28 protein-coding genes and 1 pseudogene are annotated in these 24,913 nt (G+C 66.9%); 6 read left to right on the forward strand and 23 right to left on the reverse strand.

Features of this window, described 5'->3' with window-relative positions; translation table 11 throughout:
* Window positions 1-23: 23 nt before the first annotated feature.
* From guaB to groES, 3 genes are all read right to left on the reverse strand, one after another.
* A complete protein-coding gene (gene guaB / locus WFI54_RS04110) occupies window positions 24-1,526 on the reverse strand; it encodes an IMP dehydrogenase (RefSeq protein WP_336651503.1) in 1,503 nt (500 codons plus the stop codon).
* 66 nt (window positions 1,527-1,592) lie between these two features.
* Complete coding sequence (rarD, locus tag WFI54_RS04115) at window positions 1,593-2,516, reverse strand: EamA family transporter RarD (protein WP_336651504.1); 924 nt, start codon at window positions 2,514-2,516, stop codon at window positions 1,593-1,595.
* An 84-nt stretch (window positions 2,517-2,600) separates the two neighbouring features.
* Window positions 2,601-2,897: a co-chaperone GroES gene (gene groES / locus WFI54_RS04120; protein WP_024356817.1), complete on the reverse strand. Its 297-nt coding sequence runs from the start codon at window positions 2,895-2,897 to the stop codon at window positions 2,601-2,603.
* A 249-nt stretch (window positions 2,898-3,146) separates the two neighbouring features.
* On the opposite strand from groES, the gene WFI54_RS04125 reads away from it, so the two are divergent.
* From WFI54_RS04125 to WFI54_RS04135, 3 genes are all read left to right on the forward strand, one after another.
* Entirely contained in the window at window positions 3,147-3,575 is a 429-nt protein-coding gene (locus tag WFI54_RS04125; RefSeq protein WP_336651505.1) for a DUF4190 domain-containing protein, read from the forward strand.
* 46 nt (window positions 3,576-3,621) lie between these two features.
* Window positions 3,622-4,071, forward strand: coding sequence for a DUF4190 domain-containing protein (locus WFI54_RS04130; RefSeq protein ID WP_336651506.1), 450 nt, complete (start codon window positions 3,622-3,624; stop codon window positions 4,069-4,071).
* A 122-nt stretch (window positions 4,072-4,193) separates the two neighbouring features.
* Window positions 4,194-5,348, forward strand: coding sequence for a class I SAM-dependent methyltransferase (locus WFI54_RS04135; protein ID WP_336651658.1), 1,155 nt, complete (start codon window positions 4,194-4,196; stop codon window positions 5,346-5,348).
* A gap of 127 nt (window positions 5,349-5,475) precedes the next feature.
* Here WFI54_RS04135 and WFI54_RS04140 read toward each other — a convergent pair whose 3' ends face one another.
* The 8 genes and pseudogenes from WFI54_RS04140 to glmS form a co-directional block, all read right to left on the reverse strand.
* Window positions 5,476-5,868, reverse strand: a complete 393-nt coding sequence (locus WFI54_RS04140; protein ID WP_336651507.1) for a DUF4190 domain-containing protein — start codon at window positions 5,866-5,868, stop codon at window positions 5,476-5,478.
* A 125-nt stretch (window positions 5,869-5,993) separates the two neighbouring features.
* Window positions 5,994-7,163, reverse strand: a complete 1,170-nt coding sequence (gene tsaD, locus WFI54_RS04145) for a tRNA (adenosine(37)-N6)-threonylcarbamoyltransferase complex transferase subunit TsaD (RefSeq protein WP_336651508.1) — start codon at window positions 7,161-7,163, stop codon at window positions 5,994-5,996.
* Window positions 7,160-7,630 carry a ribosomal protein S18-alanine N-acetyltransferase gene (gene rimI / locus WFI54_RS04150; protein WP_336651509.1) on the reverse strand — a complete coding sequence of 157 codons (471 nt, stop codon included), beginning with the start codon at window positions 7,628-7,630 and terminating at the stop codon, window positions 7,160-7,162. Before rimI ends, tsaD begins: the two co-directional genes overlap by 4 nt.
* The gene (gene tsaB / locus WFI54_RS04155) at window positions 7,627-8,394 is read right to left on the reverse strand and encodes a tRNA (adenosine(37)-N6)-threonylcarbamoyltransferase complex dimerization subunit type 1 TsaB (RefSeq protein WP_336651510.1); all 768 of its coding nucleotides are present in this window, start codon (window positions 8,392-8,394) and stop codon (window positions 7,627-7,629) included. Before tsaB ends, rimI begins: the two co-directional genes overlap by 4 nt.
* Entirely contained in the window at window positions 8,391-8,993 is a 603-nt protein-coding gene (gene tsaE, locus WFI54_RS04160; protein WP_442918448.1) for a tRNA (adenosine(37)-N6)-threonylcarbamoyltransferase complex ATPase subunit type 1 TsaE, read from the reverse strand. Before tsaE ends, tsaB begins: the two co-directional genes overlap by 4 nt.
* A 47-nt stretch (window positions 8,994-9,040) precedes the next feature.
* Entirely contained in the window at window positions 9,041-10,177 is a 1,137-nt protein-coding gene (gene alr, locus WFI54_RS04165) for an alanine racemase (protein ID WP_336651511.1), read from the reverse strand.
* Window positions 10,178-10,269: 92 nt separating this feature from the next.
* Window positions 10,270-10,620: pseudogene (locus tag WFI54_RS04170) on the reverse strand (holo-ACP synthase); the annotation flags it as partial.
* A 40-nt stretch (window positions 10,621-10,660) separates the two neighbouring features.
* Window positions 10,661-12,511: a glutamine--fructose-6-phosphate transaminase (isomerizing) gene (gene glmS, locus WFI54_RS04175; protein WP_336651512.1), complete on the reverse strand. Its 1,851-nt coding sequence runs from the start codon at window positions 12,509-12,511 to the stop codon at window positions 10,661-10,663.
* Window positions 12,512-12,639: 128 nt separating this feature from the next.
* On the opposite strand from glmS, the gene coaA reads away from it, so the two are divergent.
* Complete coding sequence (gene coaA, locus WFI54_RS04180) at window positions 12,640-13,575, forward strand: type I pantothenate kinase (protein WP_336651660.1); 936 nt, start codon at window positions 12,640-12,642, stop codon at window positions 13,573-13,575.
* A 140-nt stretch (window positions 13,576-13,715) separates the two neighbouring features.
* On the opposite strand, the gene WFI54_RS04185 is transcribed toward coaA, so the two are convergent.
* The 5 genes from WFI54_RS04185 to WFI54_RS04205 all read right to left on the reverse strand — a co-directional run bounded on the left by WFI54_RS04185 (window position 13,716) and on the right by WFI54_RS04205 (window position 17,955).
* Complete coding sequence (locus WFI54_RS04185) at window positions 13,716-14,081, reverse strand: endonuclease domain-containing protein (RefSeq protein ID WP_336651513.1); 366 nt, start codon at window positions 14,079-14,081, stop codon at window positions 13,716-13,718.
* A gap of 332 nt (window positions 14,082-14,413) precedes the next feature.
* Window positions 14,414-15,763, reverse strand: a complete 1,350-nt coding sequence (glmM, locus tag WFI54_RS04190; protein WP_336651514.1) for a phosphoglucosamine mutase — start codon at window positions 15,761-15,763, stop codon at window positions 14,414-14,416.
* A 17-nt stretch (window positions 15,764-15,780) separates the two neighbouring features.
* A complete protein-coding gene (gene rpsI, locus WFI54_RS04195; protein ID WP_336651515.1) occupies window positions 15,781-16,260 on the reverse strand; it encodes a 30S ribosomal protein S9 in 480 nt (159 codons plus the stop codon).
* A gap of 38 nt (window positions 16,261-16,298) precedes the next feature.
* Window positions 16,299-16,745, reverse strand: coding sequence for a 50S ribosomal protein L13 (rplM, locus tag WFI54_RS04200; protein ID WP_336651516.1), 447 nt, complete (start codon window positions 16,743-16,745; stop codon window positions 16,299-16,301).
* Window positions 16,746-16,905: 160 nt separating this feature from the next.
* Window positions 16,906-17,955 (reverse strand): serine hydrolase domain-containing protein, encoded by a 1,050-nt coding sequence (locus WFI54_RS04205; protein ID WP_336651517.1) that lies wholly within the window; start codon window positions 17,953-17,955, stop codon window positions 16,906-16,908.
* 74 nt (window positions 17,956-18,029) lie between these two features.
* Between WFI54_RS04205 and WFI54_RS04210 the strand changes: the two genes are divergently transcribed.
* Window positions 18,030-18,566: a PadR family transcriptional regulator gene (locus tag WFI54_RS04210; protein ID WP_336651518.1), complete on the forward strand. Its 537-nt coding sequence runs from the start codon at window positions 18,030-18,032 to the stop codon at window positions 18,564-18,566.
* A gap of 23 nt (window positions 18,567-18,589) precedes the next feature.
* Here the strand turns inward: WFI54_RS04210 and truA are convergent, their stop codons facing one another.
* Window positions 18,590-19,489 carry a tRNA pseudouridine(38-40) synthase TruA gene (gene truA / locus WFI54_RS04215; protein WP_336651519.1) on the reverse strand — a complete coding sequence of 300 codons (900 nt, stop codon included), beginning with the start codon at window positions 19,487-19,489 and terminating at the stop codon, window positions 18,590-18,592.
* A gap of 111 nt (window positions 19,490-19,600) precedes the next feature.
* On the opposite strand from truA, the gene WFI54_RS04220 reads away from it, so the two are divergent.
* Window positions 19,601-21,559, forward strand: coding sequence for an acyltransferase family protein (locus WFI54_RS04220; protein ID WP_336651520.1), 1,959 nt, complete (start codon window positions 19,601-19,603; stop codon window positions 21,557-21,559).
* A gap of 154 nt (window positions 21,560-21,713) precedes the next feature.
* On the opposite strand, the gene rplQ is transcribed toward WFI54_RS04220, so the two are convergent.
* From rplQ to infA, 6 genes are all read right to left on the reverse strand, one after another.
* Window positions 21,714-22,220 carry a 50S ribosomal protein L17 gene (gene rplQ, locus WFI54_RS04225; protein ID WP_336651521.1) on the reverse strand — a complete coding sequence of 169 codons (507 nt, stop codon included), beginning with the start codon at window positions 22,218-22,220 and terminating at the stop codon, window positions 21,714-21,716.
* Window positions 22,221-22,265: 45 nt separating this feature from the next.
* Window positions 22,266-23,252 (reverse strand): DNA-directed RNA polymerase subunit alpha, encoded by a 987-nt coding sequence (locus WFI54_RS04230; RefSeq protein WP_336651522.1) that lies wholly within the window; start codon window positions 23,250-23,252, stop codon window positions 22,266-22,268.
* Between the two features lie 202 nt (window positions 23,253-23,454).
* Window positions 23,455-23,853 carry a 30S ribosomal protein S11 gene (gene rpsK / locus WFI54_RS04235; protein ID WP_017885301.1) on the reverse strand — a complete coding sequence of 133 codons (399 nt, stop codon included), beginning with the start codon at window positions 23,851-23,853 and terminating at the stop codon, window positions 23,455-23,457.
* Between the two features lie 48 nt (window positions 23,854-23,901).
* Window positions 23,902-24,270 (reverse strand): 30S ribosomal protein S13, encoded by a 369-nt coding sequence (gene rpsM / locus WFI54_RS04240; protein ID WP_017885302.1) that lies wholly within the window; start codon window positions 24,268-24,270, stop codon window positions 23,902-23,904.
* 213 nt (window positions 24,271-24,483) lie between these two features.
* Entirely contained in the window at window positions 24,484-24,600 is a 117-nt protein-coding gene (rpmJ, locus tag WFI54_RS04245) for a 50S ribosomal protein L36 (RefSeq protein WP_017885303.1), read from the reverse strand.
* A 66-nt stretch (window positions 24,601-24,666) separates the two neighbouring features.
* On the reverse strand, window positions 24,667-24,888 hold the full coding sequence (gene infA / locus WFI54_RS04250) for a translation initiation factor IF-1 (RefSeq protein WP_336651523.1): 222 nt from the start codon (window positions 24,886-24,888) through the stop codon (window positions 24,667-24,669).
* Window positions 24,889-24,913: the final 25 nt, after the last annotated feature.

The raw sequence follows: 24,913 nt of genomic DNA on the forward strand, positions 1-24,913 counted from the left end.
AAGCGCGCCGCAACGCAGCACTCCTAGCGCTTGTAGTTGGGTGCCTCCACGACCATCTGCACGTCGTGCGGGTGGCTCTCCTTGAGGCCCGCCGAGGTGATGCGCACGAACTCGCCGCGCTGCTTCAGCTCTTCGACCGAGCGCGCACCCACATAGAACATCGACTGGCGCAGGCCGCCGATCATCTGGTGGGTGACGGCACCGACGGGGCCGCGGTAGGGCACCTGGCCCTCGATGCCCTCGGGGATCAGCTTCTCGTCGCTCGGAACGTCGGCCTGGAAGTAGCGATCCTTCGAGTAGGAGGTGCGTTCGCCGCGGGTCTGCAGCGCGCCCAGCGAACCCATGCCGCGGTAGTTCTTATACTGCTTGCCGCCCACGAAGACCAGATCGCCGGGGCTTTCGTCGGTGCCGGCGAGCAAGGAGCCCATCATCACCGAGGAGGCGCCTGCGACGAGCGCCTTCGCGATGTCACCCGAGTACTGCAGGCCGCCGTCGGCGATCACGGGGATGCCTGCGGGGGTTGCAGCCTTCGCGGCTTCGTAGACCGCGGTGACCTGAGGCACGCCCACACCGGCAATGACGCGGGTGGTGCAGATCGAACCGGGACCAACGCCCACCTTGACAGCATCGGCGCCGGCGTCAACGATCGCCTTCGCCCCTGCGTAGGTTGCCACGTTGCCGCCGATCACGTCGACGCCGGCGAACGCCGGATCGCTCTTGATCTTCGCGATGATGTCGAGCACGCCCTTGCTGTCGCCGTTGGCGGTGTCGACCACGAGCACGTCGACACCGGCGTCGATGAGTTCGCCGGCGCGCTTCCACGCATCACCGAAGAAGCCAACGGCAGCGCCTACGCGCAGGCGGCCTGCGTCATCCTTCGTGGCGAGCGGGTACTGCTCTTCCTTGTCGAAGTCTTTCACCGTGATGAGACCGGTGAGGCGGCCCTCGCCATCGACGAGGGGCAACTTCTCGATCTTGTGCTGGCGGAAGATCGCCGCGGCGTCGTCGCGGGAAATGCCCACCGGGCCCGTGATCAGCGGCATTTTCGTCATCGCCTCGGAAACCCGCACCTGCGAGCGATCCTTCGGGTCGATGAAGCGCATGTCGCGGTTCGTGATGATGCCGAGCAGCACGCCGTTCGAGTCCACCACGGGAAGGCCCGACACACGATACTCGCCACACAGGGCGTCGACCTCGGCCACGGTCGCGTCAACCGAAGTGGTGACCGGGTTCGTGATCATGCCGGCCTCACTGCGCTTGACACGATCCACCATCTCTGCCTGATCCTGGATCGACAGATTGCGGTGCAGGATACCCAGACCGCCGTTGCGAGCCATCGCAACAGCCATACGGGTCTCGGTGACCGTGTCCATGGCAGCGGAAATCAGCGGGATATTCAGCCGGATCCGGCGGGTGAGCTGGGTGGAGGTGTCCGCATCGCTCGGGATGACGTCGGTGTGCGCAGGAAGCAGCAGCACGTCGTCGTAAGTCAGACCGGTGAACGCGAAGGGGTCACGCTGTTCCATGGAACCTCTTTTGCTGTGGGAGTGGGCCGATGGGTGCAGGCAACCGGATCACGGCGCCTCCCCCATTTAGTCTAAGGGAATGGGGCCGGTGTTCGTCTGCGCGCTGGGCGAACGTTTGAGCTGAGCGAACATATCGGCGATGAGGATCACGAGCGCGATCCACACCGCGACAAACCCGATCCAGCGACTGAACGGCATCTCCTCGTGCATCACGAAGTAGCCGTACAAGAAGCCGAGGATCGGGGTAAGAAACTGCAAGAAGCCCAGATACGACAGCGGCAGACGCCGCGTTGCCTCCCCGAACAGGATCAGCGGCACGGCCGTCATGATGCCGCTGAGCATGACCAGCGCTGTGATGCCTGGCCCGAACGAGAAGACGCCGATCCCGGACAGCCCCGCAACGATGAGCAGCTGCACGATCGCGATCGGCAGCGAGGCGAATGTTTCCACGGTGAGGCCGGTGATGCCGTCGACCTGCTCCCCCGCATGCTTGTGCACTGCGCCGTACAGGCCGAACGATCCCGCGATGCCGAGCGCAATCCACGGGAACGCACCGTACGCAACCGCTGCGGTCGCAACACCGACCGCAGCGACGCCCACAGCCCACCACTGCGGCCTGGTGAGACGCTCCTTGCGCACGACCACGCCGATGAGGATCGTAAAGAGCGGGTTGATGAAGTAGCCGAGCGAGGTCTCAAGCACATGGCCCGTCATCACACCGATCACGAACAGCTGCCAGTTCGCGTAGAGCAGCACGGCCGACAGCGCGAACCACCCGAAGAGCCGAGGAGCGCGCAAAATGGCGCCCACTTGCCCCCACCGACGGGTCACCGAGACGAGGATCACGCAGAAAGCGAGGGTCGCACCGACGCGCCAGGGCACCACCTCGAAGGGCCCGACCATCGCAATGAGGCCGAAGTAGAAGGGAAAGATACCCCAGATGAGATATGCGCCCAACCCATATCCCAGCCCTGCGCGCGAAAGTTTCACCGGCCCAGTCTATTCCCGCCGCAGCACAAACAGGCCGGGCCCCGATCCTGAGATCGGGGCCCGGCCTGTTCGCGAGGAAGCGTCTTAGCGCTCGACCACCGCGAGGATGTCGCGAGCCGAGAGCACGAGGTAGTCGGCGCCGCCGACCTTCACCTCGGTGCCACCGAACTTCGAGTAGATCACTACATCGCCCACGGCGACGTCGAGGGGGATGCGGGTGCCGCTGTCAGCCACGCGGCCGGGGCCCACTGCGACGACCTCGCCCTCCTGGGGCTTCTCCTTCGCGCTGTCCGGAATCACCAGACCGGACGCGGTGGTCTGCTCTGCCTCGACCTGCTTGATGACGATACGATCCTCGAGCGGCTTGATGGCTACCGACACGGTTGACCTCTTTCCAATGTCTGAACGTTCTCTCGCGCCCGCCTCGTGCGAGCGCTCTACAGCAGAGTTTAGAACCCCGGCTAGCACTCTCGCAAGGGGAGTGCCAGCCGGGCGACGGCGGATCGCCAACAGCGAACGGGATCCGCCGCCATCGACCAAGATTCTTCTTCCCCGCGCCGCCTAGAATCAGAAGGAACAGCCGATGCGCATCCCGCGGATCGGGATCCAGCAACCGCTCGAGGAGCAGTCATGACCACCCCGATCCCTCCCCAGCAGCCCGGCACGCAGCCCACGACGCCCTACCCCGCGGCACCGCATGCCGCTGCACCCCAGGCCGATACGAACGCCGCCCAGTACCAGCAGCAGGCCGCACCGCATACCGCCTACCGTCCGCAGTCGGCCGTGGCCACCACCCTCGGCGACACCAACACCTACGCGGTCCTCGCCGTCATTTTCGGCTTCCTCGTGCCCATCGCGGGCATCGTCTTCGGTCACATGGGCCTCTCCCAGATCAAGCGCACCGGCGACGCCGGTCGCGGCCTCGCACTGACAGGCATGATCGTCGGCTACGCCTACTTCGCGTTCCTCGCGATCTTCCTCATCGCCTACATCGGCTTCATCGCCATGATGTTCGCTTCGATGGGCAGCATGATCAGCGGATCCGATCTCTACTACTGATCCACCGACGCCCCGCCGTCGCACCTCGTTCGCCGAAAGGAACCCCGTGACTCACCCCCAGCCGCCCGTCGGCGACTCCCCCCAGCAACCCGAGGCGGGCAACGCGAGCCAGCAGCCGCAGTACGCCGCACCGGTGTACGCGCAGCCGCAGCAGCCGCAGCAGCCGCAGTATGCTGCGCCCCAGCAGGCGTACTCACAGCCCTATGCGCAGCAGAGCTACCAGGCCGCGTATGTCACCTCCGCGCCCACCAACACGCTCGCAATCCTCTCGATGATCGCGAGCATCGTCGGCCTCTTCACCTTCGCGCTCTTCGCGATCGGCGGCGTCGTGATGGGGCACATCTCACTGAATCAGATCAAGCGCACCGGCGAGAGCGGGCGCGGCATGGCAATCGCCGGCCTCATCGTCGGCTACGTGGCAATCGGCTTCTGGGTGCTGCTGCTGCTCTTCTACATCGTCGCCATCGGCTTCGCCATCTCGGCGAGCGGCTACTGACCGCCACCGCGGTGACAGCAACCGGAGCAGACGGCACCACCGGGGCGGGCGAGCGCACAGCACTCGCCTCCCCCGGTTGGGAGCAACTCACCGCTCCAACAGGCGCACGCCTCCTCGCCCGCATCACTGCCGGGCTCGCTGAAGGGCGCAGCCTCGACCAGCTCGCACGAGCCCTCCGCGCCGACGGCACCGACCCCGATCTGCTCGCAGCGGCGCTGACGCAGACCGATCTGCGAGCCCGCGCCGCAGCGAAGTTCGGTGAGCGAGCCGCAGACATGCTCTTCACGCGCGCCGCCCTGGAACAGGCCACCCGCGCGCGCGTCGCCGCGCTGCACGCCGAGCGCTTCCGCAAAGCCGGCTGTCACTCCGTCGCCGATCTCGGCTGCGGTATCGGCGCAGAGTCTCTGGCGCTTCTCGAAGCGGGCCTCACCGTGCACCCCGTCGAACTCGACCCCCTCACCGCGGTATTCGCCCAGCACAACCTCTCCATTGCCGCCGCACGCCTCGGCGCCTCGCAGCCGTTCGTGCGCGTCGGCGATGCAGAGGCGATGGGCCCTGGCGATGCCGAAGCCGCATTTCTCGACCCGGCCCGACGCACAGCCGGGCACAGCGGCACCCGCAGGCTCGCCTCACCCGACGACTACTCGCCCTCGCTGCGTTTCGCCTTCGGCCTCGCCGATGAACGGCCGACGGGCATCAAGCTCGGCCCCGGCCTCGACCGCGAACTCATCCCCGACACTGCCGAGGCCCAGTGGATTTCGGTCGACGGCCAGCTCGTTGAGACCGGGCTCTGGTTCGGATCCGCCGCACGATCCGGCGTGCGACGGGCAGCGCTGGTGCTGCGCGGCACCGATGACAGCGCCGAACTCACGGCCGCGCACGACGCCGACGACGCTGAGGTGCGCAGCCTCGGCGACTACCTCTACGAACCCGACGGTGCGGTGATTCGCGCCCGTCTGATCGGCACCCTTGCTGAACAGACGGGAGCCGGAATGCTGTCGGCCGGGATCGCCTACCTCACCAGCGATACGCACGTCGACTCACCTTTCGCGAGCGCATTCCGGGTGCTCGAAACGCTCAGCCCCCGCGAGAAGGATCTGCGGCGTGCCCTCGCGGCCCGCGAGATCGGCACGCTCGAGATCAAGAAGCGCGGTGCCGACGTGGATCCTGCAGTGCTGCGACGCCGCCTGAAGCTGCGCGGCGCGCACAGTGCCACGCTCTTCCTTACACGCGATGAGCACGGCCGTCACACCGCACTGCTGACGGAGCGCTGCTGACCGCAGCAGCTGTTGCGTTCCCGATTCCCCGATGAGGTTCGCGGCGAGATAGCGCGAACCAGCACGGAAACACGAAGCGGGGCGGATCCGGGACAATCCCGAACACGCCCCGCAGGTCACGCGTCGATCAGTAGTTCACGTCGGCGCAGGAAACGGTCTGCCCGACGATCTCAACGAACTCGGCGCCGTTCATGCACTGCTGCACCGCGTCGACGCCCACACCGGCGAGGCCGACGAGGGTGATGATGAGGATGATGTAGCCGATGGTGCCGAGAGCGCCGATCACAATGCCGACGATGCCGGGCACGTTGCTCGCGCCGACCTTGCGCGACTGCACCACAGCAACGATGCTGAGAATCAGGCCGATGAGCGGCATGAGGAACGCGACGATCAGGCCCACAATGCCGAGCGTCTTGCCGGGGGTGCTCTGAGGTGCCGGGGCGGCTGCAGCGTAGGCCGGTGCCGCAGGCTGGACGGGGTTCTCGGCGGGCTGCTGGCCGCCGGGCTGGGTATCAGACATAATGCTCCTTCGATCAAGCTTGACGGGGCGCTCCCCCGATCGCTCTTCAACCATAATGAAGAGCGGACCCCCACCGCGACCCTGTGCCGCAGCGTCACCGAGTCGTGACCAAAGCGTGTCCGCAGTCAGCGCACCTGAATCTCGGTCACGGGCAGGGTCGAATCGGCGCCGAAGCCGAGCCCCGATGGTTCGTGACCGGCCGCCACCAGCTGCGCCCCGATCGAGGCGATCATCGCCCCGTTGTCGGTGCACAGCGAGAGCGGCGGCACGCGCAGTTCGACCCCGGCGGCTTCGCAGCGCTCTCGCGCGAGTTCGCGCACCCTCGCGTTGGCAACGACGCCTCCGCCGAGCAACAAGCGCGGCACTCCAAGATCGCGGCAGGCGGCGAGCGCCTTTGTGAGGAGCACGTCGGCGACGGCCTCGCGGAAGCTTGCCGCGACGTCGGCGACGGGCAACGACTCACCGCTCTGCTCGTGCTTCTCGACCCACCGTGCCACTGACGTTTTGAGCCCCGAGAAGGAGAAATCGTAGCGGTGCCGTTCGAGATCTTTCGGCAGGGCGAGCCCTCGCGGGAAGCGGATCGCGTGCGGATCGCCTTCGGCTGCGACGCGGTCGATCTGGGGCCCGCCCGGGTAAGGCAGGCCGAGCAGTCGAGCCACCTTATCGAAGGCCTCACCGGCGGCGTCGTCGATGGTTTCGCCAAGCATTTCGACGTCGCTCACAAGGTCGCGCACGAGCAGCAGCGAGGTGTGCCCGCCTGAGACGAGCAGCGCGATAGTGGGCAGTTCGAGTTCGCCGACGGCCCCCACTGCCTCGCGAAGACCGTCGCCCTGCAGCAGGTCGGCACCAACGTGGCCCACGAGGTGGTTCACCGCGTAGAGGGGCTTGCCAAGGCCTACTGAGAGCGCTTTCGCGGCTGCGACGCCCACCATGAGCGCGCCTGCGAGCCCGGGGCCGCAGGTCACGGCAACGGCGTCGAGCTCGTCGAGAGTGACTCCGGCTTCGGTGAGCGCACGATTGATGGTGGGGGTCATCGCTTCGAGGTGCGCGCGCGCTGCGACTTCGGGCACCACCCCGCCGAAGCGAGAGTGCTCGTCCATCGACGACGCGATCGCATTAGCGAGGAGCGTGCGCCCGCGCACGATACCCACGCCGGTCTCATCGCAGCTCGTCTCGATGCCCAGCACCAGCGGCTCGCCGCTCGTGTCGGGGGTGCTGCCGAGCGGCTCGCCACTGGTGCGGTCGACGCCGTCGAGGGGTGCGCTGCTGTGGCCGGAGGTGTCTGGGGCGTTCATCGACCACCCTTCGTCTCGAGTTTCATGATGACCGCGTCGACTCCGTCTGGCTGGTAGTAGCGGGGTCGCACGCCGAGCTCTTCGAAGCCGAGCGAGCGGTAGAGGCCGCGGGCGACGGGGTTGTCTGCACGCACTTCGAGAAAGACCTCGCGCACTGCTGCCTGTTCGGCTTCGTGGAGCAGGGCGCGCATGAGCCGACGCCCGTGCCCGTTGCCACGTGCACCAGGAGCGATGGCGATAGTTTGCACGTCGCCTTCCTGGCCGACGATCAGCAGGCCGCCGTAGCCCTGCACTGCCCCGTCGACGTCGACAAGCACCAGGTACCGGCGGTGGTCGGCGGCGAGTTCTTCGCGCATCATCTCGCGGCTCCAGGCATCGGATCCGAAGACGTCGCTCTCGATCTGCCAGATCGCGTCGAGGTCACTCGCTGCGGCATCCCGCAGCGTGAGGCCTGCCGGGCGACTCATGAGCTCACCCGCTTCGGAGCCCCTGGCAGCTTGACGTCGGGGGCACGCAGGTAGACCGCGCGATCAGCCTCGAAGTCGCGGCCCGCCGCCAGACGTCGCGCCGCGAGGCCCACGAGCGACGCTGCGGGAATGCTCGCGGGCCACACTTCGTTGGGCACGGGCTCGTAGTCAATGCGGGCGACAAGCCCCGGACCTGCCACTCGCTCAGGAATGCCCGCCCAGTCGAGACCCGAGAACTCGGTCACGAAGAGTTCGCGTCGGCGGGCGTCCTGCACCACACGCACCCCGCTGCTCGCCCCTCCGAGCAGATCGAGGGCCACCGCTTCGTGGCCCTGCAGCGGAAGCAGTGGAACGCGCCTCGCGACGGCGAAGGCGTGCGCTGCCGCAATACCGACGCGGAGTCCGGTGAACGGCCCCGGCCCGATACCGGCAACCACCCCTGTGACCTCGGTCGGAGAGACCCCGCTCCACCGGAACACTTCGGCAAGCAGCAGACCGATCGCCTCGGCGTGCCCGCGCGGGTCATCGCTCGACACCTCGAAGATGCGCCCAGCGGCGCCCACCGCTACGCCCGTGCCGATCGCGGTATCGATCGCGAGCAGCACCCTGTCGCCCAGCTCGGGCGCTTCGACCTCTCGGTAGCGCGGCGCCGACGCCGACGCCGACGCCGGGGCCTGGGCCTGGACCTGCGCCTGCGCCTGTGCCTGTGCCTGTGCCGATGGAACAGCGGGCACCCCCTGCGGCTGCTCGATCGCCCCACTCATCGCAGCTCCTCTCCCGCATCGCGGGAATCATCTCTCTGGCCGTCACCGGCAATAGCCTCGGCCTCGATCGCCGCGAGTGGATCTTCTGATGGCCCGCCCCAGCGCGGCCCGTAGCCCGTGACCGTGACGGTGCGGCGCTCAACGATGGTCTCGCCCCAGTCGGGTTCATTGTCGTCGTCGCTGTGCTGCCCAGAAACCGCAGCTTCATCGTTAGCACCAGCACCAGCACCGCGCGGTCGCTCGATCACCACCTCGATCCAGGAATCACTCACACCGACCACGCCGGCACCCCACTCGGCCACCACCACCGAGCCCTCGAAATCAAGATCGAGATCGTCGAGTTCGTCGGCCCCGCCGTCGTTCTCTCCAGCGAGCCCGCCGAGCCGGTACGCGTCGACGTGCACCAGCGGTGCACCGCCCACGAGCGACGGGTGCGTGCGCGCCAGCACGAAGGTGGGGCTCTGCACAGGCCCCCGCACCCCGAGCCCTTCACCAATGCCGCGCGTGAGAGTGGTCTTGCCTGCCCCCAGCGGCCCCGTCAGCAGCACCAGATCACCTGCGGTCAGCAGCCCGCCGAGTCGCACACCGAGCCGATGCATCGCTTCAGGGTCGGCCACGCTCAAGCGCACCACGCGCCCCTCGCCACTCACTCGGCACCCCCGTCAGAGGCCACGCGCCGCACCCGAGACCCGATCCCCGCCACGATCTCATAATTGATCGTGCGCATCAGCCCGGCCCAGATCTCCACGGGCGGATGCCCCAGCTCAGGGTCGCCGAACAGCACCACCGGCTCTCCCAGCGCCACCCGACCCGCCAGAGGGCCCACGTCCACGATGAACTGGTCCATGCCGATCCGCCCCACAATGGGCCGCGGCTCGCCCGCCACCGTGACCCAAGCGCCGGCCCCGTTGAGCGCGCGCGGCATCCCATCGGCGTACCCCATGGGCACAAGCGCGAGCGTCGTCGCGGTCTCGCAGACATGATTGAAGCCATAGGAGACACCCGTCCCCGCCGGAACACCGCGCAGCGCGACGATCTCAGAACGCAGTGTCATCGCAGGCACAAGCCCCAACTGCGCCGAGGTTTTCTCGGCAAAAGGACTCAGCCCATAGGCTGCCATTCCCACGCGAACGGTGTTGTAGTGCAGATGCGGTGAGGAGAGTGTCGCCGCGCTGGCAGCCAGGTGCTGCATCTCAGGATCGATGCCCGCCTCGCGCAGCAGAGCGATCGCCTCGTCGAAGCGCGCGGCCTGGCCCCGGTCATGCTCATCACCGGCATTCGCAAGATGACTGAAGACGCCCCGCACGCGCACCAAGCCCTGCTGCGCAAGCTCAGCGGCTCGCGCGAACAGCCCCGCCCACTCATCTGGAGCGGCCCCGTTGCGGCTGAGCCCCGTGTCGACCTTCAGCTGGGCCGTAGCGGTTCGGCCCACCCGCCGCGCCGCATCGGCGAGCGCTTCGAGCTGCTGCACTCGGCTCACACCGATCTCGATATCTGCGGCAACAGCATCCGCGAAATCGACGCGCACCCCGTGCAGCCAGCACAGGATCGGAGCCTCGATCCCCGCCTCACGCAGCGCCAGCGCCTCCTCGAGATCAGCGGTTGCCACCATCGCGGCTCCGCCAGCGAGGGCGGCCTCGGCGGCGATGCTCGCACCGTGACCGTAGCCGTCGGCCTTCACCACCACGATCACCGCGCCGCCGGTCAGCTCGCGCACACGGGCAACATTGTGCCTGATCGCCGACAGAGAGATCTCCGCGACCCGCATCGATCCTGTTCTCATGTCGTCTCCGATCCCTGCTGCGGCGTCGGACCATCCGGCGTCAGCGATGCTGCGAGCGTACCGCCGACCCCCGACATTCCTGCGATCGGCGCCGCCGACTCCACGATCACGAACGCCGTTGCCACCCCCGCGTCATGCGTCAACGAAAGGTGCGCGCGATCCGCACCGCGCCCCGCGAGTGCCGCCACAAGCGCAGACGTCGCAGCGAACGACGGCGCGCGATCCGCGTCCCGCACCACCTCGAGATCGTGCCAGCCCAGCCCCGCAGAACCCCCAAGGGCCTTGATGAGCGCCTCTTTCGCCGCGAACCGAGCAGCCAAGGATGCGAGCGGCAACTCGCGCTCGGCCTGCGTGAACAACCGCGCCCGCAATGCAGGGGTGCGCTCAAGCTGTCGCTCGAAACGCGCGATATCGACGGTGTCGACGCCGATGCCCCTGATCATGGCTGTGCTGGTTCCGACTGCGCTGGAATGAGCGAGGGGCTCACTCCACCGTGACCGACTTCGCGAGATTGCGCGGCTGATCGACGTCGAGACCCTTCACCGTGGAAAGCTCGAGCGCGAACCACTGCAGCGGCACAACCTGCAGCAGCGGCTCGAAGAGCGCATCGGCGAGCGGCAGCCTGATCACTTCGTCGGCGAAGGGCAGCACCGCAGTGTCGCCCTTCTCAACCACGGCGATCACCCTGGCACCGCGCGCGCGGATCTCCTGAATGTTTGACACAACCTTCGAGTGCATCAGCGGCGACGTGCGCGGGCTCGGCACCAGCACGAACACAGGCTGCCCATGGTCGATGAGTGCGATCGGGCCGTGCTTCAGCTCGCCCGCGGCGAAACCCTCGGCGTGAATATAGGCGATCTCTTTGAGCTTCAGCGCGCCCTCCAGCGCCACGGGGTAGCCCACATGGCGACCGAGGAACAGCACCGAACGGGTGTCAGCCATCCAGTGCGCCAGCTGCGCGATCTGGTCGTGCGTCTCAACGGCTTCGCGCACCTTTTCGGGCAGTTCCTCGAACTGCTGCACAGCCTGAGCCGTGACCTCTGCCGACAGCGTGCCACGCACGCGGCCCAGGTGCAGACCTACCAAGTACAGCGCCGTGATCTGCGCGATAAACGCCTTGGTGGAGGCGACCGCAACCTCAGGGCCTGCGTGCGTGTACACAGCAGCATCTGACTCGCGGGGAATCGTTGCGCTCTGCGTGTTGCAGACCGAAACAGTGGTGACACCGCGCTCGATCGCGTACTTCACAGCCATGAGCGTGTCCATCGTCTCACCCGACTGGCTCACCGAGATCACCATCGTGCGTTCCGAGAGCACCGGGTCGCGGTAGCGGAACTCATGGCTCAGCTGCACCTCGACGGGAATGCGAGCCCACTGTTCGATCGCGTACGCGGCGACCTGACCGGCGTACGACGCCGTGCCGCAGGCGATGATGATGATCCGCTCAATACCGCGCAGCCGCTCATCGCCAAGCTCGGTGAGCTCGGGAATCTCGACACCGGTCTCCGAGATGCGCCCGCGCACCGTGTTTGCGACGGCGTCGGGCTGCTCGTTGATCTCCTTCGCCATGAACGACGACCAGCCGCCCTTGTCGGCAGCATCCGCATCCCACTGCACCTCGTATTCGGAGAACTCGACAGGATTGCCCGCGAAATCGGTGATACGCACCTCGTCAGGGGTGATGATCGCGATGTTGTCCTCATCGACCGCGACGGCGCGGCGCGTCGACGACACGAAGGCTGCCACGTCCGAGCCGAGGAAGTTCTCGCCCTCGCCGAGACCCACCACGAGCGGCGAGTGATGGCGAGCCGCCACCACCTTGCCGGGCTCATCGCGGTGCATCGCGAGCAACGTGAAGGTGCCGTGCAGGCGAGTGACCACCGCACGGAACCCGGCCTCCAGATCGCCTTGGCGCGCCACCTCACGGCCCACAAGCGCTGCTACGACCTCGGTATCGGTCTCGCTGAGCAGTTCGATGCCGTCGGCCTCGAGCTCGGCACGCAGCTCGGCGAAGTTCTCGACGATGCCATTGTGGATCAGGGCAAGCTTGCCGCCGTCACCGAGGTGCGGGTGCGCGTTGACATCGGTGGGACCACCGTGCGTTGCCCACCGGGTGTGCCCGATACCGGTTCCGGTGGCCTGCACAGGGCTCACCTCAAGCAGCTCCTCAAGCCGCGCGAGCTTGCCCGAGCGCTTACGAACGGCGAGCTCACCAGCCTCATCGACCACCGCGATACCCGCAGAGTCGTAGCCGCGGTACTCGAGGCGCCGCAGACCAGTGATGAGCGCCTCAACCGTATCGTTGGGGCCGACGTATCCGACGATTCCACACATGAGGTCAAGTTTAGTGGCACGATGGATGAACAATGGCCGAGTACAGCACCCCTGACCCTGCGCGTGTCGACGACGATCCCCGCGCCGCGAACCAGCGCGGCACGCTGAGCACCGACACGCAAGCGCTCATGCGACCCGAGTTCACCTCACCGTTCACGGAGATCGACAGGGCGGAGTGGTCACGCCTCGCCGGCGAGACGCCGATGCCGCTCACCGAGCAGGAAATCGACGCCTTCCGCGGCCTCGGCGAACCGCTCGACCTCGCCGAGGTCTCCGAGGTGTACCTGCCGCTCAGCCGTCTCATCAACCAGTACGCGATCGCGACTCGCGAGATGCATCAGCGCACGCGAGGCTTTCTGCAGCGCAACGGCGAGCGGCAGAGCCCCTTCGTGATCGGGATCGCGGGATCCGTCGCCGTGGGCAAGTCGACGGTCGCGCGCATCCTGCGAGATCTGCTGGCACGCTGGCCCGAGACGCCGAACGTGCAGCTCGTCACCACCGACGGCTTTCTCTACCCCACTCGCGAGCTCGAGCGCCGCGGCATCGTGCACCGCAAGGGCTTCCCGGAGTCGTACGATCGCCGCGCCCTGCTGCGCTTCGTGTCGCAGGTGAAGGCGGGCGTCGAGGAAGTGCGCGCCCCGGTCTACAGCCATCTCGTTTACGACATCGTGCCCGACCAGTTCACCGTTGTGCGGCAGCCCGATATCCTCATCGTCGAAGGGCTCAACGTGCTGCAGCCGGCCTCGATGCAGCACCCGCTCGCGGTGAGCGACCTCTTCGACTTCTCGCTGTACGTCGACGCGCGAGTGTCCGACATTCAGCGCTGGTACCGAACGCGATTCCTGCATCTGCGGGAGAGCGCGTTCTCCAACCCGCGCTCGCACTTCCGCCGCTTCGCCACGCTCAACGACGAGGCGGCCAGCGCCATCGCCGACGAATTCTGGAACAACATCAACGAGCCCAACCTCGTCGAGAACATCAGGCCCACACGGGCCAGGGCCACCCTGGTGCTCCGCAAGGAGGCGGATCACCGCGTGCAGAAGGTGCTGTTGAGGAAGCTGTAGGGATCCGTCCCCACTCCCCCATCCTCGCCCCCTTCCCGTCCATATGGAATCTGCCGGAGATATGCCGCTCTCACCCGGATCTTCCATATCGACGGCAGATCCCATACTGAACACAGCGCTTCAGCGAAATGCCCCACGGCTCAGTCCAGGTGCAGACCCTGGGCGATGGCATCGATGACCAGAGCCTGCACCTCAGGCCACCGGAACATCACCTGTTCGTAGCAGACCCGGAACACGGTGAACCTTCGCAATCTCAGCTCGGCATCGTGGGTGATATCGCTCGAGCGCTGACGACCTGTGTGGTGGGCGCCGTCGATCTGCAGCACCAACCGCTCACCAATGACGGAATCGACGTGATGTCCGCACAACCAGGATTGGCAGACGATCCGCACCCCGAATCTCCGCAGCGGCAGCCTCACGTATGTCTCCAGCCCGGAGTCAGCGAAGGGGGTGGTCTGCGCGAGCAGCGCCCGCACGGTCCCGTCGAGGGGCAGCCGTTCGAGCACGGATCGATCGACGAGCTTCTGATTCGTACCAGCTTGCCATCAGACACGGCGCAGGCCACACGGTGCTTGCTCACCCCGTGTTCGAAGAGGGCACGGGGTGCGAACAACGCCATCGTAGGAGGCGAGGATCTCTCGAAGCATGGCCTCAGCCTGGACGATGTTCCCCCACCAAAGGCCAGGATCCATAAAATTGTGGACAATTCACCTCGCCCGAGCCGAAACCTCCCCTGTGAGCGAGGTTCGTAGCTATGAAAAATGCCGTGGATATGGAGATTTCGAAGGAACCTCCATATCCACGGCAGATCACATACCGTGGGAAACGACCAGCCAGCTCAGACCGCGAGCCGCTCCTGCACAATGGCAGCCAGATCGTCGGCCAGACGCTGAGCCTGTTCTTCATGCTCGGCTTCGACCATCACCCGCACCACGGGCTCGGTGCCGGATGGGCGCAGCAGCACCCGCCCCTTGCCGCCCAGGGCGATCTCGGCTTGGTGCACGGCCTGCTGCAGCAGTTCATCGCCGGCCACACCGGTGCGATCCACGCCCTTCACATTCACGAGCACCTGCGGATACACGGTCATGCACTGCGCAAGCTCGGCGAGCGATTTGCCCGTGCGCTTGACCTCAGCGGCAAGGTGCAGCCCCGTCAGAATGCCGTCGCCGGTAGTCGCGTAGTCGCTCATGATGACGTGACCCGACTGCTCGCCACCGAGCGAGTAGCCGTGCTCATTGATGGCTTCGAGCACGTAGCGGTCGCCCACTCCGGTCTCGACGACATCGATACCGTTGTCGGCCATCGCGAGCTTCAAGCCGAGGTTCGACATGACCGTAGCCACGAGGGTGTTGCGTTCGAGGCGACCGCGGGTGGCCATGGAGAGCGCGAGGATCGCCATGATCTTGTCGCCGTCGACGACATCGCCGCTGCCGTCGACCGCGAGGCAGCGATCAGCGTCACCGTCGTGCGCAATGCCGAGGTCGGCGCCGTGCTGACGCACAGCTGCGATCAGCGGTTCGAGGTGGGTGGATCCCACGCCGTCGTTGATGTTGAAGCCGTCGGGATCGTTGCCGATGACGGTGACCTTCGCGCCGGCGTCGGTGAAGACATCTGGCGAGATGCCGGCTGCCGCACCGTGGGCGCAGTCGAGCACGACGTGCAAACCTTCCAGCCGCACCCCTTCAAGGGTGCCGAGCAAGTGCACGAGGTAGCGGTCTTCGGCGTCGGCGAAGCGGCGGATCCGCCCCACCTCGCGACCGGTGACCGCAATCCGCGGGCGATCCATTGCCGCTTGGATCTCGTCTTCGATGTCGTCGGCGAGCTTGCGCCCGCCTTCGGCGAAGAACTTGATGCCGTTGTCGGGGGCCGGGTTGTGCGAGGCCGAGACCATCACGCCGAAATCGGCGCCGGTGTCGGCGACGAGGTAGGCGGCGGCGGGAGTCGGGATCACACCGGCGTCGAGCACATCGACTCCGGCTGCGGCAAGCCCGGCCGACACCGCCGCGGCGATGAACTCACCGGATACGCGCGGATCGCGCGCCACGACGGCGACAGCGCGACGGCTCTCGCCCCGGGCTGAACGCCCGAGTACGAGAGCCGCTGCGTGAGCGAGGTTCATGGCCAGCTCGGCGGTCACATCGACCCCGGCTAGACCACGAACCCCGTCGGTGCCAAACAGGCGTCCCATGAAAGGGTGCTTCCTGCTTAGCGCTTCGAGTACTGAGGCGCCTTGCGGGCCTTCTTGAGACCGGCCTTCTTGCGCTCCTTGATGCGAGCATCGCGGCTCAAGAAGCCGGCCTTCTTGAGGGTCGGACGGTTGTGCTCGGCGTCGATCTCGTTCAGCGCACGGGCGATCGCGAGGCGGAGCGCGCCGGCCTGGCCCGAGGGGCCGCCGCCGACGATACGGGCGATCACGTCGTAGGAGCCGCCCAGCTCGAGCACGGTGAATGGATCGGTGATGAGCTGCTGGTGCAGCTTGTTGGGGAAGTACTCGTCGAGCTCACGACCGTTGACGGTCATCTTGCCCGAACCGGGGATGAGGCGCACGCGGGCGATGGCCTGCTTGCGGCGGCCCACAGCGGCACCGGGAACGGTGAGCGCGGGGCGGGGGGTCGACACGGTCGCCTGCGAAGCGGGCGTCTCGGTGGTGTAGCTCTCGGGGGCCACGGTCTGCTCTTCAGTCACTGTGCAGTCTCTCTCTGAATGTCTCGTCGTCGCCGCGATTACTGCGCGACCTGGCCGAAGGTGTAGGGGGTGGGCTGCTGAGCCGCGTGCGGGTGCTCTGCACCGCGGTAGACCTTCAGCTTGCGGAACAGGTCTGCTCCGAGCGAGTTCTTCGGCAGCATGCCGCGGATGGCCTTCTCAACGGCGCGCTCGGGGTTCTTCTCGAGCAGCTCGGTGTAGCTGACGGAGCGCAGGCCACCCGGGTAGCCCGAGTGGCGGTAGGCGAGCTTATTGGCCGCCTTGTTGGCGGTCAGCACGACCTTGTCGGCGTTGATGATGATGACGTAGTCGCCCATGTCCATGTGGGGGGCGAAGGTCGGCTTGTGCTTGCCGCGGAGCAGAGCTGCGGCGTGCGAGGCGAGGCGGCCGAGCACGACATCGGTGGCGTCGATGACGAGCCAATCATGCTTCTGATCGGCGGCCTTCGGCGAATATGTGCGAGTCACTGGAGTGCTGCTTTCTGTCGAATTGGAGGTGTTCGTGGATCCCACTCCGATGCCCGGTCCCCTGGGGGTGCTCGGGCGCGTGGAGGGCTCAACAAATCGGGTGCTTGCGCACCAAATGTCTACTTTAGCACAGCTTCGGAACCTGGCTGAGATCCCGGCCTCAGCGGCTGCTGAGCACCCGCTCAACGGCGATCGCCGCCCGGATCGCGCGGGACATTTCGCGCCGGGCATGGAAGTTCATGACGAGATGGGAGCCCCGGGCTCGGTCGTAAAAGAGGTAGGTGGCGAGGGATCCGAGATGCCCGACGGGTCTCGGCAGTCCGCGCAGCAGGGGCGAGAATCCGTCGAAGCGCAGCTCCATCATGGCCGCACCGTAGTGAATGCCACCGCGCACCCGACTGCGCATATCCATCATGATTGCAAGTTCCCGCGACGTGACGAGCCGCCCTCCGTGCAGCGCCTCACTGAAGGTGATGAGGTCGGCCGGCGTTGCAGCGATGCCACCTCCGGCCCAACCGCAGCTCAGCGCCCCGGAGGTGCTGAGGTCCTCGCGCCCGACGTAGCAGGCTGCGAGACGGCGTTCGCCACGGATCGGCGAGGTGAGGCCGGGCAGGAAGGTGCGCTCGAGCCCGAGGGGCTCGATGATGCGATCCCGAACGGCCTCGTGATAGGCGACGCCACTCACCTCCTCAATGAGGCGCCCGAGCAGCACGTAGCCCGTGTCGGAGTAGCGGAAGCGCTCCCCAGGCTCCCCGACCGGCCGATGATGGTCTCGGGCGAAGTCGAGCATCTCGGCGGGGGTCCAGACTCGGTCGGGCCGGGCTGCGACGACGCGCACGAGGCCATTCCGGCGGCCGCGGTCGCCCTCGAAGTAGTCGGCTGCACCGGAGGTGTGGCGCAGCAGTTCCAGCACCGTGGGCGGGCGAGAGCCGGGGGCGAAGAGCCCCGTGATCTCGCGCGACGGGAGCAGTGCGTCGATGCCGGTGTCTAGGTCGAACGCATCGCCGCGCGCGAGCTGCAGCACGATGGCGCCCGTGGCCAGCTTGCCGATGCTGGCCGCGTGGAAAGGCGTCGACTGATCGCCGTAACTGAACTCAACGTCGGGGGCGCGCAGCAGCACCTGGGGCGCTCCGAGCCTCCCCCGCCGCCGGGTAATGCGATCGAAGCGGGCGCGCAGCAGCTCCAGGGACATGTCGGACTGATCGGGCATGATGATCCTTAACACGAACGAACTAACATTACTCAAAGAAACATTACTTTGAATAACATACCGGAAAGGCGCCCGTGGCGTACGTAGTTCTCGGCCTCCTCATCGCGGTGGGCCCGCAGACCGTCTACAGCCTCAACAAGTTCTTCGAGGCAGGTATCTCGCTCTTCTACGCGGCGAGCCTCGGCGCGCAGCGCCAAGCGCTGCAGCGCTTGCTCGGCGACGGGCTCGTCACCGTCACCGAAGAGCACGACGGTGGGCGGGCGAAGAAGGTCTACGCCGTCACCGCCGAGGGCCGATCCGCGTTCCGTAACTGGATGCTCGGCCCGATCGCCGATCGCGATCTGGAAGTCGCAGCGCTTTCACGGCTGTACTTCCTCGGCGCGCTGCCCTCACCCGCCGAGCGCCGCGCCGTGCTCGAACACATCGCGCAGCGCGCGGCCGAAGACGAAGCCCGGCTCGAATCCCTCGCCACGATGATCGACGCCGCTGAGGTACCCGAGCAGTATCGCGAGCTGGCGCGCTACCAGCGCCTCACCGTCGAGTACGGCCTGCGCACCCACGGGCTGGGCCGAGCCTTCTTCACCGAGCTCGCCGAGGCCGAACACGACTGATCGCACCCCCAGGACCGTCTGATTCACTCGCCCGAGAGCGGATCGCGCCGCGCCCGCGTCTGCTCGGCCCGCAGCGCGAGCTCGGCATCGGCGGGGTAGGCGATCTCTTCCAACGACAGCCCGTGCGCCGGCATCACTGTGAAGCGGCTCGACCGTTCGCGGGCATCGCGTAGGGTCACGAGTTCGTCGTGACCGATCCGCCCGCTGCCGACAGCCACCACCGCGCCCACCAGCGCGCGCACCATCGAATGGCAGAACGCGTCGGCTTCGATGCGCGCCGCGTAGGCGCCGTCCTCGGTCTTGCGCCATTCGAAGCTCAGCAGATCGCGCACCGCGGTCGCGCCCTCACGGGCTTTGCAGAAAGTGGTGAAGTCGTTGAGGCCGATCAATTCGTCGCTCGCCCACTGCATCGCGGCGAGATCGAGTGGCTTCGGCACGTCGGCGGTGAAGCGCGCGGTGAGCGGATCGCGGCGCATCCCCTCCCCCCGCAGCCGGTACTCGTATCGGCGACGCAGGGCTGAGAAGCGGGCGTCGAACGCGGCGGGCACGACCCTCGCCTCATGGATCACGACGTCGGGTGCCGAGCGCTTCAGCACCCCGTTCAGTTTGCGTGCCCGTGTCGCCGACTCCGCCGCGTCGCCACGGCCCGCGTCGTCGCCCCGGCGGGCGCTCCACTTGGCGAGTTGGGCGTCGCTGACGTCGAGGTGCGCCACTTGGCCCCGGGCGTGCACTCCTGCATCGGTGCGGCCGCCAACGGTCAGCCGCGGGGCGTCGCCCGCACCGGTGCGCAGCAGCACCGCGAGTGCGGCTTCGATCTCGCCCTGCACGGTGCGCAACCCCGGCTGCGCCGCCCACCCCGAGAAATCGGTGCCGTCGTAGGCAAGGTCGAGGCGCAGGCGCGTGAGAGGCGATTCGAAGGTCACGCCTCGATCCTGCCAGATGCCGCGCGACGGGCGTGCCTGCCCCGGCTCGTTCTCGGCTTCCGCGCGTAGGATGGTCCGATGCGCGCTCCCTCGCAGCGCCGAAAGCTTCCCATGACTCCTCCCCCGCCCACTCCTGCCCCGCGACCCGCCCGATTCGGCGGTCTCGACGGTCTGCGAGCCGTCGCGGTCGGCCTGGTGCTCTGCTACCACCTCTTCCCTGCGCTGCTTCCCGGCGGCTTCCTCGGCGTCGACGTATTCTTCGTGATGAGCGGCTTCCTCATCACCTCGCTGCTGCTGCGAGAGTACGAACTGGATGGGCGGATCCGCCTCGGCGTCTTCTGGCGCCGCCGCGCTCGCCGGCTGCTGCCCGCCCTCGGGCTCGTGCTGCTCGTAAGCACTTCGCTCGCGCTGGCGGTGGGCGGAGACCTGCTCGTCGGCATCAAGCAGCAGATCGCGGGGGCTGTGTTCTTCGTGAGCAACTGGGTGTTCATCGCGAACGGGGCCGATTACTTCGCGCGGGACACCCCTGAGCTGTTCCGCAACATGTGGTCGCTGGCGATCGAGGAGCAGTTCTACATTGTGCTGCCGTTGCTGGTGCTGCTGCTCGTCAGGCTGCGTTCCCGAGCCGCTCGCGCCATTCCGCTCGCAGTGCTCGGCCTCGCCTCGGCTGCGCTGATGGTGGCGCTGTCACTGCTCGGAGCTGACCCCACTCGCATCTATTTCGGATCTGACAGCCACACTTTTGGTCTGCTGCTGGGCGCGGCAATGGCGGCCGCGCTGCAGCGCTCCCGGTCTTCGATGGCGGCGGATCCGGGCGCCCTGCGGCAGCTCGTTTGGGGCACCGTTGCGGTCGTCGGGCTTGGCGCGCTCGTGTGGCTTGCGCTCACCCTCGCTGAGGGCAGCCCCGCCAGCTTCCGGTGGGGCTTTCAGCTGGCGACAGCTGCCTCGCTGCTCGTGGTGTGGGCGGTGACCCGACCGGGGGTGTGGATTGGCCGCGCGCTCGATATGGCACCGCTGCGATGGGTGGGCGAGCGCTCGTACGGCATCTACCTCTGGCATTGGCCGCTGCTGCTGATTTGCGCCGCGGCCCTGAACGCCGACCTCGACTGGCTGGTGGCACCGCTGACCTTGGCAGCCACGATTCTTGCCGCGGCGCTCTCCTACCGTTTCGTGGAGCAGCCGGTGCGCCGCTTCGGGCTACGTCGTGCGCTGCGCCTGCTCGTGCGCCCGAGCGACCACACGCCGCGGCGGCGCTTCGTCGCCGTCTCACTCGGTGTGGTGCTCGCCGCGACAGTGCCGCTTACGGTTGTCGCGCTGGTCACGGCACCGCAGCAGAGCTCTGCGGAGGCGGCGATCGCGCGCGGGCAGGAAGCCCTCGAGCGCAGCCACCAGCTTGCCGAGGCTACTGTTGCTTCTGGCGCCGAGGGCACTTCAGGCAAGGGCGACAGCCCAGACTCGGCTTCAGCCGGTGCCGATGGCGCTGCCACCAAGGGCTCTGGCTCCCAGGGGTCTGGCGCAGTCGGATCCTCGAATTCTGCCGAGACGGCGCGCATCGCGTTCGAAGGCGGCGACCTCGTCGCGGTCGGCGACTCGGTGATGCTGGCGAGCCTGCCCGAATTGGAGGCCGCCTACCCGGGGATCTCGGTCGACGCTGCGGTCTCGCGAAGCATGGATGCAGGCACCGAGATCGTGGCCGAGCTCGCCTCACAGGGCGAGCTGCGCAGCGTGCTCGTCGTCGGCCTCGGCACCAACGGTCCCGTGCAGCCCGAAGACCTCGACACGATCCACCGCGCGGCGGGGACGCGTCCCCTTGTGCTGGTGAATGCCCACGCCGACCGCGACTGGATTCCCGGCGTCAACGAGCTGCTCGCCTCCTATGCCGAGGCCCATCGCGGCGTTGTGGTGGCTGACTGGACCGGCGCGGTCACCGGCGTGCCCGATGCGCTCGCCGGGGACGACATCCACCCCAATCCGAGCGGCGGCGAGATCTACGCGGCAGCTGTGCAACGCGCACTCGACAAGCTGCAAAGTCCCAGCGAAGCCATCGGCTTCGCGCTCCCCCGCCGGTAGCTCACCCCGCGATCGACGCTCCGCGATCCACCGCAGCGCGATCCGCCTGCCCCACGATCCGCCCGCCGACTCAGTCCATAGCCGCGCCAAACAGCGCAGCGCCCCGTGATCCGAACGGATCACGGGGCGCTGCGGCACTGCGAGTGCGAAAACCTTACTCGGCCTTCTCCTCAGCGGGAGCCTCGGTCTCGGCGGGCGCCTCAGCGGCCTCCTCGACAGCGGTCTCCTCAGCGGGGGTCTCGACGACCTCTTCAGCCTTGGGCTCGGCCGCAGCCTTCTTCTTCGCCTTGGCCTTCGGGGCGACGGGCTCGAGCACGAGCTCGATCACCGCGAGGGGTGCGTTGTCACCCTTGCGGAAACCGGTCTTGATGATGCGGGTGTAGCCACCCTCGCGGTTCTCGACGAGGGGCGCGATCTCGGTGAAGAGCTCGTGCACGACGCTCTTGTCGAGGATCTGACGCATCACGCGACGGCGAGCGGCGAGATCGCCGCGCTTCGCGAAGGTCACGAGGCGCTCGGCCACGGGCTGCAGGCGCTTGGCCTTGGTCTCCGTGGTCTGGATGCGCTTGTGCTCGAAGAGCTGCGCAGCCATCTGGTTCAGCATCAGGCGCTCGTGTGCGGGGCCGCCTCCGAGGCGGGGGCCCTTGTTGGGCTTGGGCATTGTTTACTCCAGTAAGTGTGCGATCAGGCGAACAGTGCCGGATCGTTAGTTGTTGTCGTCTTCGTAGCTGTAGAACTGCGCACCGTCGAAGCCGGGCACGGCATCCTTCAGCGAGAGGCCCATCTCGGTGAGCTTGTCGCGCACCTCGAATACGGACTTCTGACCGAAGTTGCGGATGTTCATCAGCTGCGCCTCGGAGAGCGCAACAAGCTCGCTCACCGTGTTGATGCCCTCGCGCTTCAGGCAGTTGTAGCTGCGCACGGAGAGATCGAGATCCTCGATCGGGATCGAGAGCTCACCCTCGGCGACGACCTCGACGGGCGCGGGGCCAATCTCGACGCCCTCGGCCGCGGTGTTGAGCTCGCGGGCCAGACCGAACAGCTCGACAAGCGTCGAACCGGCCGACGCGATCGCGTCGCGGGGGCTGATTGCGGGCTTGGTCTCAACATCGACGACGAGACGATCGAAGTCGGTGCGCTCACCGGCACGCGTGGCCTCCACGCGGTAGGTGACCTTGAGTACCGGCGAGTAGATCGAGTCGACCGGAATACGGCCAACCTCGGCGTCCTCGTTGCGGTTCTGCGCTGCCGAGACGTAGCCGCGGCCACGCTCGATGGTGAGCTCGAGCTCGAACTGTGCGGAATCGCTGAGCGTCGCGATCACGAGCTCGGGGTTGTGCACCTCGACGCCCGCGGGAGCGGAAATGTCGGCTGCAGTCACCTCGCCGGCACCGGTCTTGCGCAGGTACGCCGTGATGGGCTCGTCGTGCTCGCTGGAGACGACGAGGTCCTTGATGTTGAGGATGATCTCGGTGACGTCCTCGGTCACGCCCGGAATGGTCGTGAACTCGTGGGCGACGCCCTCGAAGCGCACGCTTGTCACGGCGGCACCGGGGATCGACGAGAGCAGGGTGCGGCGCAGCGAGTTGCCGAGCGTGTAGCCGAAGCCGGGCTCGAGCGGCTCGATGGCGAAGCGCGAACGGTACTCGGAGATCGATTCTTCAGTCAGAGTGGGTCGCTGTGCAATGAGCACTGTGTGTGGTCCTTTCGCTGGAGTCCGCTATATGACTCATGCGGGTAAAGGGAGGAACTTGCGTTCTGATCGGGTATGCGGTTTCCCCGATGGGTCAAGCCGTGTCCGGCTTGACCGGAGAAATCGCCGAGCCGACGCGGCGACTTCTTCCACGACCGGGAGGTCGCAGTCGAAGCCAACCGCAGTCGGCTTGACAACGAATTCAGACGCGGCGACGCTTGGGCGGCCGGCAGCCGTTGTGCGTCTGCGGGGTGACGTCGGTGATCGAACCGACCTCGAGGCCCGCGGCCTGGAGCGAACGGATCGCGGTCTCGCGACCCGATCCCGGACCCTTCACGAAGACGTCGACCTTCTTCATGCCGTGCTCCTGCGCCTTGCGGGCAGCCGACTCGGCAGCGAGCTGCGCGGCGAACGGGGTCGACTTGCGCGAGCCCTTGAAGCCGACGCCGCCCGAGGAGGCCCAGCTGATCACGGCACCGGTGGTGTCGGTGATCGAGACGATCGTGTTGTTGAACGTCGACTTGATGTGGGCCTGGCCCACGACAACGTTCTTCTTGTCCTTGCGACGCGGCTTACGAGCCGCGGTCTTGGGTGCAGCCATTGAGTGTTCTCCTGAAAAGCTCTGTGTGTTTGGTCAGTGAACCGGCGATTACTTCTTCTTGCCGGCGACGGTGCGCTTCGGGCCCTTACGGGTACGAGCGTTCGTCTTGGTGCGCTGACCGTGCACGGGCAGGCCCTTGCGGTGACGGAGACCCTGGTAGCTGCCGATCTCAACCTTGCGGCGGATGTCGGCTGCGACCTCGCGGCGGAGGTCGCCCTCAACCTTGAAGTTGCCTTCGATGTAGTCGCGGAGCGCGACGAGCTGGTCGTCGGTGAGGTCCTTGACGCGGATGTTCCCGTCGATGCCGGTGTCGGCGAGGGTCTTCAGCGCGCTGGTGCGGCCGACGCCGTAGATGTAGGTGAGTGCGATCTCGACGCGCTTATCGCGCGGGATGTCGACTCCTGCGAGACGTGCCATGTTGGCTCTCCTTGCGGATCTTGGAGGTTTGGTGCGTATCGGGGGTTCGGGCCTCCGTCCCGAGGTGTCCCCCGCGCTTCACCGGCCAAGGCCGGGTGGGCGCGGGTTCTTCGATGCGCTGGATCAGTTGTTGAGTTGTGTTGCTGTCATTCCGTGCGTATGGAGCGTTGCGGAATGCGGATCGCATCCTGCGCGCACGGGCTGACGACCTGCTTAGCCCTGACGCTGCTTGTGGCGCGGGTTGCTCTTGCAGATCACCATGACGCGGCCGTGACGGCGGATCACCTTGCAGTGATCGCAGATCGGCTTGACGCTGGGCTTGACCTTCATGATGTTTCCTTACTGCTTCGCTGTCCTCGTACTCGCGGGATGCCGCGAGCCGTTACTTTCCAGCGCCTACTTGTAGCGGTAGACGATGCGGCCGCGGGTCAGATCGTAGGGTGTCAGTTCTACGACCACGCGATCCTCCGGGAGGATACGGATGTAGTGCTGACGCATCTTTCCCGAGATATGAGCGAGCACTTTGTGTCCATTGGTCAGCTCGACGCGGAACATCGCGTTCGGCAGAGCCTCGACAACCTGTCCCTCGATCTCGATGACGCCGTCTTTCTTCGCCATAGCCTCACTATCGCTTGCGTAGGTG

It is taken from the genome of Leucobacter sp. MMO-125, assembly GCF_037148395.1.
GTDB lineage: Bacteria > Actinomycetota > Actinomycetes > Actinomycetales > Microbacteriaceae > Leucobacter.